The organism is Nocardiopsis oceani (genome assembly GCF_054777395.1).
Genome location: NZ_BAAHAR010000019.1, coordinates 42,199 through 56,568, shown reverse-complemented (window position 1 = coordinate 56,568; position 14,370 = coordinate 42,199). Strand labels below are relative to the sequence as shown.

Annotated in this window: 9 protein-coding genes; 1 reads left to right on the top strand and 8 read right to left on the bottom strand. The window is 70.0% G+C overall.

What is annotated here, in order from left to right:
• Nucleotides 1–183 precede the first annotated feature (183 nt).
• The 6 genes from ACYVDG_RS12870 to ACYVDG_RS12845 form a co-directional block, all read right to left on the bottom strand.
• A complete protein-coding gene (locus ACYVDG_RS12870; RefSeq protein WP_460750382.1) occupies nucleotides 184–810 on the bottom strand; it encodes an energy-coupling factor transporter transmembrane component T family protein in 627 nt (208 codons plus the stop codon).
• Nucleotides 807–1,592 (bottom strand): energy-coupling factor ABC transporter ATP-binding protein, encoded by a 786-nt coding sequence (locus ACYVDG_RS12865; RefSeq protein WP_460750379.1) that lies wholly within the window; start codon nucleotides 1,590–1,592, stop codon nucleotides 807–809. Before ACYVDG_RS12865 ends, ACYVDG_RS12870 begins: the two co-directional genes overlap by 4 nt.
• Nucleotides 1,592–2,266, bottom strand: a complete 675-nt coding sequence (locus ACYVDG_RS12860; RefSeq protein ID WP_460750375.1) for a biotin transporter BioY — start codon at nucleotides 2,264–2,266, stop codon at nucleotides 1,592–1,594. Before ACYVDG_RS12860 ends, ACYVDG_RS12865 begins: the two co-directional genes overlap by 1 nt.
• Before the next feature lie 150 nt (nucleotides 2,267–2,416).
• Nucleotides 2,417–3,109 (bottom strand): TetR/AcrR family transcriptional regulator, encoded by a 693-nt coding sequence (locus ACYVDG_RS12855; RefSeq protein ID WP_460750372.1) that lies wholly within the window; start codon nucleotides 3,107–3,109, stop codon nucleotides 2,417–2,419.
• Between the two features lie 99 nt (nucleotides 3,110–3,208).
• Nucleotides 3,209–4,369 carry a DUF2786 domain-containing protein gene (locus ACYVDG_RS12850; protein ID WP_460750369.1) on the bottom strand — a complete coding sequence of 387 codons (1,161 nt, stop codon included), beginning with the start codon at nucleotides 4,367–4,369 and terminating at the stop codon, nucleotides 3,209–3,211.
• Nucleotides 4,370–5,274: 905 nt separating this feature from the next.
• Nucleotides 5,275–6,600 carry an HNH endonuclease signature motif containing protein gene (locus tag ACYVDG_RS12845; protein ID WP_460750366.1) on the bottom strand — a complete coding sequence of 442 codons (1,326 nt, stop codon included), beginning with the start codon at nucleotides 6,598–6,600 and terminating at the stop codon, nucleotides 5,275–5,277.
• 610 nt (nucleotides 6,601–7,210) lie between these two features.
• On the opposite strand from ACYVDG_RS12845, the gene ACYVDG_RS12840 reads away from it, so the two are divergent.
• The gene (locus tag ACYVDG_RS12840) at nucleotides 7,211–8,653 is read left to right on the top strand and encodes an MFS transporter (protein WP_460750363.1); all 1,443 of its coding nucleotides are present in this window, start codon (nucleotides 7,211–7,213) and stop codon (nucleotides 8,651–8,653) included.
• 171 nt (nucleotides 8,654–8,824) lie between these two features.
• On the opposite strand, the gene ACYVDG_RS12835 is transcribed toward ACYVDG_RS12840, so the two are convergent.
• Both ACYVDG_RS12835 and hrpA read right to left on the bottom strand, forming a co-directional pair.
• Nucleotides 8,825–10,063 carry a lactonase family protein gene (locus ACYVDG_RS12835; RefSeq protein WP_460750360.1) on the bottom strand — a complete coding sequence of 413 codons (1,239 nt, stop codon included), beginning with the start codon at nucleotides 10,061–10,063 and terminating at the stop codon, nucleotides 8,825–8,827.
• Between the two features lie 187 nt (nucleotides 10,064–10,250).
• A complete protein-coding gene (hrpA, locus tag ACYVDG_RS12830) occupies nucleotides 10,251–14,237 on the bottom strand; it encodes an ATP-dependent RNA helicase HrpA (RefSeq protein ID WP_460750357.1) in 3,987 nt (1,328 codons plus the stop codon).
• Between the last annotated feature and the right edge of the window lie 133 nt (nucleotides 14,238–14,370).

Genomic DNA, 14,370 nt, shown 5'->3' with positions numbered 1-14,370 from the left:
TGTGGGCTGTGCCGGATATTATCCCCGCGGAGGCCGGAAAAGCACCCTCTCGATATGAAATCGGTACCGAGTTCCGATTTGTGGCTTACGCCGGTGCTTCAGGGGGCTCAGGGAACGAGCGGAACGTTCGTGACGACCAGTTCGGGCCACACATACTGGTCACGTCGGCCCTTCAACGCCACGTCAGTCCGCGCCGGTCCGGCTGTCCTCGTCGATCCCCCGGGCCACCAGGGCCTCACCGGTGGCATCGGCCATCCGGAGCAGGTGCACGATCACCGGCACCACGAGCAGGTGGGGGCGGCCGGACAGGCCTCGGGCGCGGTAGCCCTCGCGGGCGGCGCGCCAGGCGGTGGCGACCATCGGGATCGAGCGGATGGTCAGCGCGAGGACCAGGGCGACCCGGTCGGGGTTGACGCCCACGTGGCGCAACGGCCGGGCCAGGCGCTCGAAGAGGCCGAGCATCTCCCGCACGCGCGTCGTGAGGGTCACCGCGTTGGCGAACAGGACGAGCACGGCGAGCTGCGCGCAGAGGCGCACACCCTCCTCCCAGGCGCCCATGAACAGGGTCTGGAACACCCCGATGGCCAGGAGGAAGGGCCACAGGACGCGCAGGACTCCCAGGGCTCGGCGCGGGTGCAGACCGACGGCCGGGTACAGGAGCAGGGCCGTCACAAGGGTCCCGAGAGCCACCCGGAGGTCGGCCGCGATCAGCAGCGCTGCACCGATGACCAGCAGCGCCAGGAGTTTGGGGCCGGCGGAGACCCGGTGCAGCATGCCTGTGCCGGGGACGTACAGCCCGATCACGCTCACCGGTCGGCCCCTCCCCCTGAGTCTTCGGGTCCCGGCGATTCGGGCCGCGGTACCTCGGGCCGCGGTACCTCGGACCCGCTGGGCCCAGCAGGTCCCTCGGACTCCTCGGCGTCCAGGAGCTTGGTGTAGAAGGACACGGCGTCGGCCGGGGCGCCGTCGAAGGCCACCCGGCCGTCGCTCATGACGAGCACCCGGTCGAAGTCGGCGAGCAGGTCAAGATCGTGGGTGAAGAGCACCACCTGCTGCTCGAGCCCGGCGAGGGTGCGGTGGACCATGCGGGTGTTGCGCAGGTCGAGCAGCGTGGTGGGCTCGTCGCAGACGAGGATCCCGGGTTCGGTGACCAGCACGGAGGCCAGCGCGAGGAGCTGCTTCTGGCCTCCGGAGAGCAGGTGGCCGGGGTGGTCGCGGTGGTTGGCGAGGCCGTACCGCTCCAGGCAGGCGTCGACCCGGCGGGCGGTCTCGGCGCGGCCCAGGCGCAGGGAGCGCAGACCGATCTCCACGTCTTCGGCGACCGTGGGCATGATGATCTGGTTGGCGGCGTCGGAGAAGACGAAGCCGACGCGGCGCCGGATGTGTTTGGCGTGCCGCCGGGTGTCCCACTCCCCCAGCGACACCCGGCCCCCGTCCGGCAGGACGAGTCCGTTGAGGGTACGGGCCAGCGTGGACTTGCCCGATCCGTTGGCGCCGATCACGCCGATCCGGTGTTCGGTGAGGTCCAGGCTGATGTCGCGCAGGACCGTGCGACCTTCGTAGGAGTGGGAGACACCCTCGAGGCGGAGCATCAGGAAGACTTCTCATCCGGGTCGGCGGCCCGGTTGGCGCTGGCGGCGTCCGCGCTCTCGTCCGCGCTCTCGTCGGCGACCGGCCGGCCCGCGGGCGGGATCGGGTAGGCGCGGAAGACGGCGCTGGCGATGGCCGCGGTCAGGACGGCCTTGAGGATGTCGCCGGGGAGGAAGACCGCCATGGACAGCCCTGCTGCGAGGACCCCGTCGCCGAGGACGACGCCCATCCACGGGACGCCGATGGCGTAGATGACGATGATGCCGCCGAGGGCGTTGATGAACAGACCCTGCCAGAAGCTGTACTTGCCCTTGCGGACCATGAGGTCGGTGAGCAGGCCGATGACCAGAGCGGCGAAGACCCAGCTGACGACGAACCCGGCGGAGGGCCCGGCGAGGACGGCGAGGCCGCCGCGGCCGCCCGCGAAGAGGGGCAGCCCGGCGAAGCCGAGGGCGAGGAAGGTGGCCACGGCGAGGCTGCCGCGCTTCCAGCCGAGGAGGCTGGGGGCGAGCATGATGCCCAGGGTCTGGAGGGTGACCGGAACCGGGGAGAACGGGATGGGGATCGCGACGGTGACGCTGAGCGCCGCGATGAGCGCGGCGAACACGGCGACGAGTGCGAGGTCGCGCGCGGTCAGGCCCCGGTAGCGGACGTGGGCCGTCACTGTGGTGGGCATGCGTGGTTCCCCTCGGGGAGGTAGTGGGAGCGGATCACCGTCCATTGTCCGTTATGCGGGGTAGCGGTGGAGGAGGCGGGGCACACAGAAGTGCGTGCCCCGGCGTTGTAGAGGCTCGACTGAGATGCAGGTCACAGGGGCTCTGCCCGCTCACCTGCCCGAGCAGAGGTCCTCGAAGTCGAAACCGAAGGCCGCGGTGAGCGCCCCCGCGACCACGCCGGGCAGCTCGTCGCGCCCGTCGTCCTCGGCCCAGCGCACCAGCGCGGTGTGCATGGCGGCCAGACAGGCGCTGACCGCTGCTTGTGCTTGGAAGACCGCGTCGCCGGCCGCTTCGGAGCCGACCACTTCGGGGTCCGTCCCGTCGAAGTCCATCACGCTGAGTCCGCCCGCTCCGGGCCCGATGGCGTCGACGATCGCCCGCTGCAGCGCGTCCTGACGGTCCAGGTGCCTGGCCCGCAGGGCGGGGGTCGTGATCATAAGGTGGTGCCGGGTGCGCTGGAACCGCTCGTTCGCGGTCGGGTCCCCTTCCGGGGCGGCGCCGGTCAACGCCTCCGCCGAGCGGATGAGCGCGATGCCGATGCGGCGCACCAGCGGCTGCGCGGGGGATATAGCCGCGATCTGCTCGGCGGCGAGCGGGCCGCACCGGTCGGCGAGGACGAGGTCCTCCTTCGCGGGGAAGTGCCGGTACACGGTCTCGGATGAGATCCCCGCCGCCTCGGCGACGTCCGCCACGGACATGGCGTCGTACCCGCGCTCAGCGAACACGCGCACCGCGTGCTCCTGGATCATGCGCTGTGTCTCGCGCCACTGCTGTTCCTGAGGGGTGGTCTGCCGATCGCTCATGTGGTGGACGCTAACACCTTGGTGGTGGCGACTCGCGCGAATCTCATGAGGCGGTTGGCACGGGTGAGCTGATCGGTAGGAGGCTCCTGTGACCCGAGCTCACCCTGTTTCGATGCGCTCACCCCTGTTCAGACTCGCTGAGTCTGCGGCGGCCCGCCCGGCGAACCATCCCCGCCAGTTGAACGCCCGGCGGACTCGTGACGTCCGCATCCCGGGGAAGGCCTCGGCCATGGCCTCCTCCACCTTGCGCTCGCGGGAGGCCAGTACGGGCAGCAGGTCGGTGCCCTCGCGGGCGTAGTCGTCCACCGCCTTGCGCTCCTCCGAGCCCGCCGACTCGGCGAGCCGTTCCCCGATGCGCTCGGTGAAGGAGGTCAGGAAGGAGGTGCGGAACGAACGGGTCCTGGACCGCCAACGGGAGTCCCGGGAGGGACCGGACCGCCGCATCGCGGTGGTGGCCTGGACCAGCAGGGACGTGAACATCATCTCCACCATGTCCACCTCGTTGGAGAAGCCCATCACCGTGCACATACGCAGGTTCTTGTGCCAGATCGAACGGCAGTGGTTGGCTTGCGCCACGACGCTCAGCAGCGTCGCCTTGAGCTCCTCGTAGGGAGCGTCAACGGGCAGGCGGCGTCCGCCCACCTCCAACACGGTTCCCGTCTGTGCCTCAAAGGCGGCGTAATCGATACTGTGGCGGGCCATCATCTGCTGGGCGCGTTCGGAGAACGCATCGGCCTCCTCCTGGAACTCTGTGGCCTCCGCTTTGGCCAGCAGCGCCCGGACCCGGGCGAGCTTGCCCGGGTCCGCCTGGCTCCCCACTTGCTCCGGAGCCCGGCGGGCCGTTCCCGGTAGCGGCAGGAGGACCTGGATGTCGGAGAGCTCCGCTATGAATTCCAGGAGTGCCAAGGCGAGCTCGATGTAGGCCTGACGGGTGAGGCCGTGGCGCTCGGAGAACAATGCCGCGTGGTCGATGTCGGTTGCCCACCACTGCTCGCCGAGTCCGCTGACCTGAGAGGCCCACTCGGGGGCCACTCGCGCCTCGGCGTAGTGCCGGCTCTCGGCCACCACTATGTCGGTGACCAGGTTCGCTGCCTGAGCCGTGCTCTCCTGGCGCACCGCCCGCACGAGTTCGGCGGGCTGCCAGCCGCGGGGCCACACCGTGCCGACCGCTTCGACGAGTATCTCGAACAGGGTCTTGTCCACCGTCCGCCGCCACTGGGGTCCTGTCTCCAGCGCCAACAGCTCGGCGGCCTCTTCCAAGGGCGTACCTGGGGGGCATTGACCACAGTCACACGGGTCAACGGCCGCACCGATCACGGCCAGCACCATGTCCCGCTCGGGGACCCCGTCGAACAGCTGCTCGTCCTGCGTGGCGGCGCGGCGCCGCCGTTGCTGCTCGCGCGTCTTCTTCTACTTGGCTCGGCGGCGTTCACGGTTGCTCTTGCCCACGTACGGAATTCCTTCCTCGGTGTTGGAGTCAGTCCGAGCATCCCATCAGAGTGATCTCAGCGGGAACCGTTATGGAGGGACCGGGGCAGAAGGACCGGGAATTCGGGGATGTTGTTGCTTCGGGCTCTTGGCTTGACATCTGTGGCCCCGAGGTCCGCATGGGTGGGGGTTTGCTGCTGGTGCGGGTGGTTCTCCCCCTTTTCCTGCCGCTTGATGGTGGCCGTCTCCGCTGCGCGCGTCAAGGTCGTCGCCGTCGAAGCGCTGGCGCGCTATCGGAGGCGCTCCACCTTGACCCGCTTCACTGCGACGGCGGGTTGGCGGCTAGCAGGAACGGGGGAGGTGTGGGCAGGGGAGGCGGCGGGCCCTTCGGGCCCGGAGGACCCAACGGCACAAGCACGGCCTGGCGGCCGTCAACCGCCACTCCACCGGAGCGTTGACGCCCGGCGGTGTCGCGGCCGGTCATGGTGTGCGGCGAACCCCGGTCGGCGGGTGGGGCTGGTGTTTGGGGGCCGGCCGGTGCTGGGGCGTGGGTGAGCCCCCCTGTTGGAGGCAAGAACAGGGGTGAGCGTGCTTCTAGGACCAGGTCTCACCCACGGCCCCCGGGGTGGCGAGAGCTCGGGGCCGGGACCGGCTCCCCGAGGGCGGGGTGGGGTCTGTCCATGCGGGGGTAGAGACCCAGCGGAAGCGGGGGGCTTGGGGTGATGAGGGGTGGCTGGTTACGGGTTCGGGTGTGGGGCTGGATCCCCATCCGGGTCCCCCTCCTGGTTTCCGGTGCGGCCTCGGTTTCGCCCCGACCACATGCGGCGGTCCTGGCGTACCGACCACCGGTGCTTGATCTGGTTATGGGTCGCGCACAGCGGCTGGATATTGGCGGCACTGGTCGTGCCGCCCTGCCAGAACTCCACGATGTGATCAGCCTGGGTCCAGGGCAGGGGCACCTCGCACCCGTACTGCCAGGCGCAGCTGGTGTGGCCGTGGAAGGCGGCCGCCCGGATCTTGGGCGGGGCCAGCCGGCAGGACCGGCCCACATCCAGGACCTGACCGTTCTTCTGCTCCACCACCAGGCGGCGGATCCAGCTCTCACCGAGGAGTTCGCGCACCACCGAGATGGGCACGACCTGCCCGGTCTCCGTGGTGGCCGGACCAGCGTCCTCGGCTTCCTCGTCCCCGGCCAGGGACGTGGCGGGCACGGTGATGTTGATCAACGCCGTGGCCGTGGTGGGGGTCTCGCACCCCTGGTGGGACTGGGCGAAGCCCAACGCGGCCATGAGGGCGTCGTAGGTGCGCTCGTACTTGGACAGCCCGTCCTCGGGGTGGAAGGGCACCTGGTAGTTGTCCAAGGCCACCTGGATCCGCAGGGCGTCGGCGGGTGAGCCCCACATCTGGAAGAGGAACGTGCGGTCGAAGGTGGTGACCAGTTGGGCGCCCCGGGCGGCGTGGGCCGCCGCGTGGTCCTTTTCCACCTTGTTGGGGTTGAGTCGCATGCACAGCTGGTGGGCGAAGTGGGTGATCTGGCCCACCGACATGTTCGGGCGCGACTCCTTGAAGTCCAGGATTCCGCATTCCATTTTCGCGCGGAACAGCTCCGGGTCGGGGTGGTCGCCCTTCTGCCTTTTCTCCACCCCGGCATCGGCGCCCTTGATGACCGCGGCGGCTTCACCCACCGACAGGGTCCCTTCGGCCAGTGCTTCCAGGGTGGGGGCCATTTCCTGGCGGAACTGGGCCCGCCCGATCAGGGCCAGGTCGTTGGCCTGGGCGGCCGCGATCCCGAAGGCGTGGCGCAGCCACGCCTCCAGGTTCCTCTGTCCGCCCTGTTCCAGCAGCTGGCCGGTGGCTTCGAGTTGGGCCAGCCGTGCGGCCATGGAGACTTTGATCTGGTCGAGCTGTTCCCACACGCGGGTGGCCTGGTCCAGCACCTCGCCCGCCGCTCCCGGGGGCACGTCGCGGTTAAAGAACGCTGTGGTCTCGTCCCGAGCAGCGACCACCGCGGTATCCACCGGGGTGTGCCCGGTGGGGGTGGGTGCTTCAGGAGAGATCGTCATTCTTCTATTGTAAGCGAAAGGGCCGAACAAAGGAAGTCTTATCGCTGGTTCGCGCTGAATTCATGACTTTCGTCAGGGGTGCCCCTGACTTTCTTCGGGCTCCTGATTCAGGCCGCCTGGTGTGGTGTTTATGTCCACCTGGAATTCCAGGTCGCTCATAGGGGATGATCTTGCCCCTGCCTCCACTCTCGAGGGCCGAGGGTGGAGCTGGGGGCAAGATCATCGGGGAAAAAGGCCGAGGGGACCGGGTATTGGGCACACGGACGCGGGCGGGGACGAAGGCTCCCCCGGTATCGAGCATGCGCGCCAGACCGGGCCCGCGACAATCCGGGTGCCGCCCGGCTGTGGATAACAGGGCCTGCCCGACAGCGGAACACCCGACCGGCCCACAAGCCCGGCCCACAAGCAATACCGTCTCGCAGTTGAGCCCGCACCCACACCCGCACCCGCACCCGCACCCACACCCGCACCCGCTCCGGAACCCTTACTACACCTGGCCGACCCTGATTCGGTGACTCCGATCGGGAACCTTCCGGGAGCGGGTTTCGTTGGATGACGGGTGGCCGTCGCCACCCCCTTTCGATGAGGACTCTCTCGGAAGGGGCACTCCATGGGCCGGCGCTCTCTCGCGCTGTTCGTCGTCATCCTGGCCGCGGCCACAGACCTGACCGACGGGGCAGTGGTCAACATCGTCCTCCCCGTCATCCAACGCGATCTGGGTGCGACCGATGCGACGGCCGCCGCGATCGCCTCCGCCTACACCCTCGCCCTCGCCGTCCTGCTGGTCACCGGCGGGCGGCTCGGCGACGTGTTCGGGCATCGGCTCCTGTTGGGGCTGGGCATGGCCGGGTTCGTCCTGGCCTCGGTGCTGTGCGCGACCGCTCCCACCGCGGGGTGGCTGGTCGCGGCGCGGGCCCTGCAGGGGGTGGCCAGCGCGGTCCTGGTCCCGCAGGTGCTCGCGATCATCCAGATCCTGTACCCGGCCGAAGAGCGCGGGCGTGCGCTGGGGCTGTTCGCCGCGGTGGCGGGGACCGCGACACTGGCCGGTCCCATGTTGGGTGCGCTGATCACCGCGGCCGACCTGTTCGGCTGGGGCTGGCGCGCGGTGTTCGCGATCAACGTTCCCTTGGGGGTGCTGGTTCTGGTGGGGCTGCTGGTGGTGCCGGGCGGCCGACGGACCGTGTCGGTGCGGGACTTGGACCTGCCGGGTACCGCCTGGTTGGCGGGCGGGCTGACCCTGCTCGTCGCCCCGCTGCTGTGGGGGCCGGGCGCCGGGTGGCCGGTGTGGGCACTGGCCTGCATGGCGGGCGCGGTGCCGGCGCTGGGTGTGCTGGTGGTCCGGCAGGGGCGGCGCTCGAGGGCGGGTGCGGCCGTGGTGGTGGACCCGGCGCTGTTCGGATTCCGAGGGCTGCGAGGGGCGCTGGCCGTGACCGGGTTCGTGTACGCGGCGGTGTTCGGTTTGTTCCTGGCCCTCACCCTGTACCTCCAGGGCCAGTTGGGGTGGAGCGCCGTGACCGTGGCACTCGTGGTGCTGCCGTGGATGCTGGGCATTCCGGCGGTGTCCGGACCGGCGTCGAGGTGGCTGGTGCCGAGGTTCGGACGGCGGGTGCTGGCCTCGGGGCTGCTGCTGATGCTCGTGGGCATGGGGACGCTGGCGGTGGTGCTGGTCGGCGGCGGATCGGGAACGTGGGCGATGGCCGACGGTGGGCCGGGTCCCTGGGCACTGATCGGCGGTGACCCGAGTCCGTGGGCGCTGGTTCCGGGGCTGCTGGTGGCCGGGACGGGCATGGGGCTCGTGGTCGCCCCGGTGCTGGGGCTCGGCCTGGCCGAAGTGCCGGAAGGGCTGGCAGGGTCGGCGTCGGGGCTGGTGAACAACGCCCAGCATCTGGCGGGTGCCGTGGGAAGCGCCCTGCTCGGCGGGCTGTATGCGGCAGCGAGCAGTGGGGGTTCGATGGGCGTGGTGCTGGCCGGGGTGCTGGTGCTGCTGGCGGGCGCTCTGGTGAGCGTGCGGATGCTCCCCGAACACACGCCAGGGGTCGAGCGTGGACGGTAAGGGGCTGGTCGGGGAGTTCGGGCAGCGCTGGGCTGGCGGAGCCTGAGCTCCCCCTTACAGCTAAGAGACCACACCGACCTCAGGGCACGCCACCGGGACCTGTCCAGCCTGTGGACAACCCGATGACCACCGGGTAGCGGGCCAAGGACCTACCCGGGGTCTGACGACCGTTTACCGCTCCCGGGCCGCCTCGGCGCGTTGGATGCGTTTGATGGGGACCGGGAGCACGCAGACCGGGGCCGGGACGTCCAGGCGGTGACCGGTGTCGGCGGGGATTCCGGTGTCCGGGTCGATGAGCAGCGACATCAGCGAATCACCGTTCTGGGCGGCGGCGACCAGGTGGTCGGGCTGGCCGTTGTGGCCCCGGACCACGGCGAAGTGGCGGGGCCAGGCACCCACGGGGGTGTCGGCCAAGTGCTCCAGGCGGGCGCCCTCGTCGCGCACCGCGAAGGTCGAGATCGAGTCGGCGCCGCGGTTGGACACGTACACGCGCCCCTCGTAGGTGTTGGTCATCGGCAGGGCGTCGCCGTCGGCGATCTCACGGCCCTCCACCTTGAGCCGGTGCAGGGTGATCTCACCCGGGTGGTTGGCCTCGGTGACCGCCGCCTTGTGCGCGCCGAGGGCGGGGAGGGAGCCGAGGTGCTCCCCGGTGCCTTTGCGGGGGTTCCAGCGCACGATGTGCACGCGGGAGTCCAATTCTCCGGCGACGTAGACGTAGCTGCCGTTGACCGCCAGGTGCCGCGGCCCGGTACCCGCGGGCAGGGCGACGGTGCCGAGCAGGCCCTCCTCCGATGCGGGGGCGGGCCCCTCGTTCTCCGGGCTCAGGGGCGTGGCGTAGTGGTAGACGCGCAGCTCGTCGGTGCCGAGGTCGGCGGCGAGCAGGTAGCGAAGGCGGGGTTCGTGCGAGTCGAGGACGACCGCGGTGCTGTGCGCGTGCGGCCCATCCTGCCGTTCGGTGACCGGGCCGCGTCCGCGGTGGGCGAGTTCGCGGTCCGGGGCGGTGGGGGTGCCGTCGTCCCGGGTGGGCACGAAGCTGACCACGCCGTTGGCGTAGTTGGTCACGGCCACCTGTTCGGGTCCCAGGTAGCGCACGTGGCAGGGCGAACCGCCGCCGGTGGGCACGGAGCCGAGTTCGGTGAGTTCGGCCTTCCCGTCCGCCCGGAAAGCGGTGAGTGCGCCTTTGGCCCGCTCGTTGACCGCGTACACCGTGGGCGGTTCGGCGCGGAAGGCCAGGAACGAGGGGCCGGTGGTGCGGGCGGCGACGCCGTCGGCGCGCATCTCGCCGGTCTCGGGGTCGAACCAGACCCGGTGGATGCCCTGCCCCTCCCCCTGCGGCTCGGAGCCGGGGGTGTAGGTCCCCACGAGCAGGAGCCGCCACCGCTTTTCCACCGAACCGTCCGGGACGCCCACCGGGCACCTCGCTTCCCTCGTAGCCGCAGATGTGGTCTATACCACCCCGCCGATGCTATCGCCCTCTGCCCGACCGGGGAAGGTGCGCCCACGCCCCCGCCACGGCCTGCGTGATCTTGCTACCAGAGGCGAAATCGGCGCCGAAGTTGCTTCTGGTAGCAAGATCACGGGGGTTGCGGCGGCTAACTCACTTTCCGGCCTGCTTGACGGCTTCGAGGGCCTTCATGATGCGTTTGTCCGAGACCGGATAGGCCGTGCGGAGCTCCTGGGCGAAGAGGCTCACCCGGTACTCCTCCAGCATCCAGCGCAGCTCGACCACGTCCGGATCGCCGCCGCGGCCCGCGGGCAGCACTCCCCTGAGCTTGGTGACGGCCTGGCGCATCTGCTCGACCTTGGACAGGTTGACCTGGTCGCGGCGCGGGTTGTCCGGGAGCTTGTTCAGCCGGTACTCGATGCCGCGCAGGTAGCGGTGCAGGTCGTCCAGGCGGGACAGGCCCGTGCGGGTGATGAAACCGTCCGAAACCAGGTCGCCCAGCTGGCCCTGGACGTCGTTGAGGGACGGCAGGACCGCCAGCGACGTGGTGCCCTTGACCTTCTTGGAGACCTTGCGCCACAGCACGAGGACGCGGGCGGTCCTGTCCAGGATCTCCGCGAGGGTGTCCCCCAGATCGGCGCGGACCCGGTCGGCGAGCTTGGCGAAGTCCTCGGCGTTCCACACCGGGCCGCCCTCGCGGGCGAGCAGGTGGTCGACGGCAGCGGTCTCGGCGTCGGCCAGCATCTTCTTGATGGAGCCGTGCGGGTTGTCGGCCAACGCGAGCTTGTCCGGGTTGTTCAGGCCCTTGCTGACCACCGTCGCCGGGGACGGCACGGTGAGCATGAGCAGGCGCCGGACGCCCGCGCGCATCGCGGAGCGCTGTTCGGGCCGGGTGTCGAAGATGCGGATGGCGACGCTCTCGCCCTCGTCCACCAGCGCGGGGTAGCCCTTGACCTTGGGGCCGAGGGCCTTGCGCTCCAGGGTCTGCTCCAGCGGGCCGAAGTCCCAGGAGGTGATCCCCTTCTTCTCCACGCCCTTGGCCTCGGTGGCGATCGCCTCGCGCAGCCGGGGCTTGAGCTTGGCGCGCAGCTGTTCCAGGTCCTTGGACTCGGCGAGGGTCCGCTTGCGGTCGTCCACGGCGCGGAAGGTGATGCGCAGGTGGTCGGGAACCCGGTCCAGCTGGAACTCGGTCGGCGGGATGCGGTCCCCGGCCATCACCGAGAGCTCGGCGGCCAGGGCCTCGGTGAGCGGGCCCCCGTAGGGGGTCAGGCCACCGCGTGCCCGGGCCGCGTTGTCCGGCACGGGTACGAAGTTGCGGCGCAGCGGCTTGGGCAGCGAACGGATCATCGCGGTGATGAGTTCGTCGCGCAGGCCGGGGATCTGCCAGTCGAAACCGGTGTTCTCGATCTGGTTGAGGAACTTCACCGGGACGTGCGCGGTGACGCCGTCGGAGTCGCTGCCCGGCTCGAACTGGTAGGTGAGCGGGAAGACGAACGCGCCTTGGCGCCACACGTCCGGGTAGTCGTCCTCGCTGATCGCGTCCACACCGTCGTTGATGAGCTCCTCGCGGGTGAAGTCGAGGAGTGTCGGCTCGGTGCGGCGCGCCTTCTTCCACCAGGAGTCGAAGTGCGCGCCGGAGACGGCGGAGTCGGCTACCCGGCCGTCGTAGAAGTCGAACAGGGTGTTGTCGTCCACGACGATGTCGCGGCGGCGGGCCCGGTGCTCCAGGTCCTCGACCTCGTCCAGGAGCTTGCGGTTGTCGTGGAAGAACTGGTGCCGGGTCTCCCAGTCGCCCTCGACCAGCGCACGGCGGATGAACAGCTCGCGGGAGAGCTCGGGGTCGATGCTGCCGTACGACACCTTGCGCTGCACGACGATGGGCACCCCGTAGAGGGTGACCCGCTCGAAGGCCATGACGGCGCCGCGCTTGCGCTCCCAGTGCGGTTCGCTGTAGCTGCGCTTGACGATGCCGGAGCCGAGCTCCTCGGCCCACTCCGGTTCGATCTTGGCGACCATGCGGCCCCAGAGCTTGGAGGTCTCGACCAGCTCGGCGACCATCACGTAGCGGGGCTGCTTCTTGAACAGCGCGGACCCGGGGAAGATCGCGAACCGCGCCCCGCGGCCGCCCAGGTACTCGTGCTTGTCCGGGTCCTTGAGGCCCACGTGCGAGAGCAGCCCGGACAGGAGCGACTTGTGCACGTCGCGCGGGTCGGCGGCCTCCTCGCGCAGCGGCGGCACCTCGACGTCCATGGTGCGCAGGACCTGCTTGAGCTGGCCGTGGATGTCCTGCCACTCGCGTACGCGCAGGTAGTTGAGGAACTCTTCGCGGCACATCCGGCGGAACTGGTTGCCGGAGAGCTCCCGCTGCTTGTCGCGCAGGTGGATCCACAGGTTGAGGAACGCCAGGAAGTCCGACTCCTTGTCGGTGAACCGGGCGTGCGCCTGCTGGGCCTGCTGCTGCTTCTCGGTGGGGCGCTCGCGCGGGTCCTGGATGGACAGCGCCGAGGTGATCACCAGGACTTCGGCCAGGCAGTCGCGCTTCTCGGCCTCCAGGACCATGCGGCCCAGGCGCGGGTCGACGGGCAGCTGGGCCAGGCGGCGACCGACGGGGGTGAGGCGGCGCTGGCGCGAATCCTTGTGGCCTTCGGCGGGCTTGCTGGTCTTGGTCCGGTGCGTCTCGGGCTGGAGGGCGCCGAGCTCCGAGAGGAGGTTGACGCCGTCCTTGATCTGCCGGTGGTCGGGGCCGTCCACGAACGGGAAGGCGGCGACGTCGCCCAGGCCCAGGGAGGCCATCTGGAGGATGACGGAGGCGAGGTTGGTGCGCAGGATCTCAGGGTCCGTGTACTCCGGGCGGGAGAGGAAGTCCTCCTCGGAGTACAGGCGGATACAGATGCCCTCGGACACGCGGCCGCAGCGGCCCTTGCGCTGGTTCGCGGAGGCCTGCGACACCGCCTCGATGGGCAGGCGCTGCACCTTCGTCCGGTGGGAGTACCGGGAGATGCGGGCGGTGCCGGGGTCGATCACGTACTTGATGCCGGGCACCGTGAGCGACGTTTCGGCGACGTTGGTGGCCAAGACGATGCGGCGGCCGCCGTGCCGGGACCACACGCGTTTCTGCTCGGCCACGGACAGGCGGGCGTAGAGGGGCAGGACCTCGGTGCCGCGGAGCTTCTTCTTCTCCAGGGCTTCCGCGGTGTCCCGGATCTCCCGTTCCCCGCTGAGGAACACCAGGATGTCGCCGGGGTCCTCGCCGGAGAGCTCGTCGACGGCGTCGAGGATCGCCTGAGTCTGGTCCTTGTCGGTTCCCGGGCCGGGATTATTTTCCTCAGGGTCGAGGATGTCGTCCGAGACGGGCCGGTAGCGGACCTCCACCGGGTAGGTGCGCCCGGAGACCTCGACGATGGGTGCGTCGTCGAAGTGGCGGGAGAACCGCTCGGGGTCGATGGTCGCCGAGGTGATGATGACCTTCAGGTCCGGCCGCTTGGGCAGGAGCTGTTTGAGGTAGCCGAGCAGGAAGTCGACGTTGAGGCTGCGCTCGTGGGCCTCGTCGATGATGAGCGTGTCGTACTGGCGCAGCATGCGGTCGTGCTGGATCTCGGCGAGCAGGATGCCGTCGGTCATCAGCTTGACGAGCGTGCTCTCGTTCGAGGAGTCCGTGAACCGGACCTTGTAGCCGACCGTCTCGCCCATGGGGGTGCCGATCTCGTCGGCGATGCGCTCGGCCACCGTGCGGGCGGCCAGGCGGCGGGGCTGGGTGTGGCCGACCGTGCCCATGACCCCGCGCCCCAGTTCCAGGCAGATCTTGGGGAGCTGGGTGGTCTTGCCCGAGCCGGTCTCACCGGCGACGATGACGACCTGATTGTCCCGGATGGCCTCGGCGATGTCGTCGCGCCGGGCGCTGACCGGCAGCTCTTCCGGGTAGTGCAGCTCTGGGACCGCCTCGCGCCGCAGGCCCACACGGAGTTCGGCGCGGTCGATGTCCCCGGCGATCTGGGTGGTGACCGAGGCGCGGCGGCGCTCGTCACGGATCTTGGCGAGGCCGTCGATACGCCGACGGAGCCGGTGCCGGTCGGCGGGCATGAGGTCGCGCAACCGGGAACGGAGTTGGTCCGCGGCGGGCGCGGGCGTGGTGGTGCTCATCAGTACTCAAGGTTATGAGGGCGGGCAACCGGTTTTTCCCGGCGACGGGCAGGGCTGGCGGGGCAGGGACGGCCCCGGGCACACCCTCGCTCCAACGTCCATGGGGCCGGGGTTTGTTCCGTCGGTCAGGGTG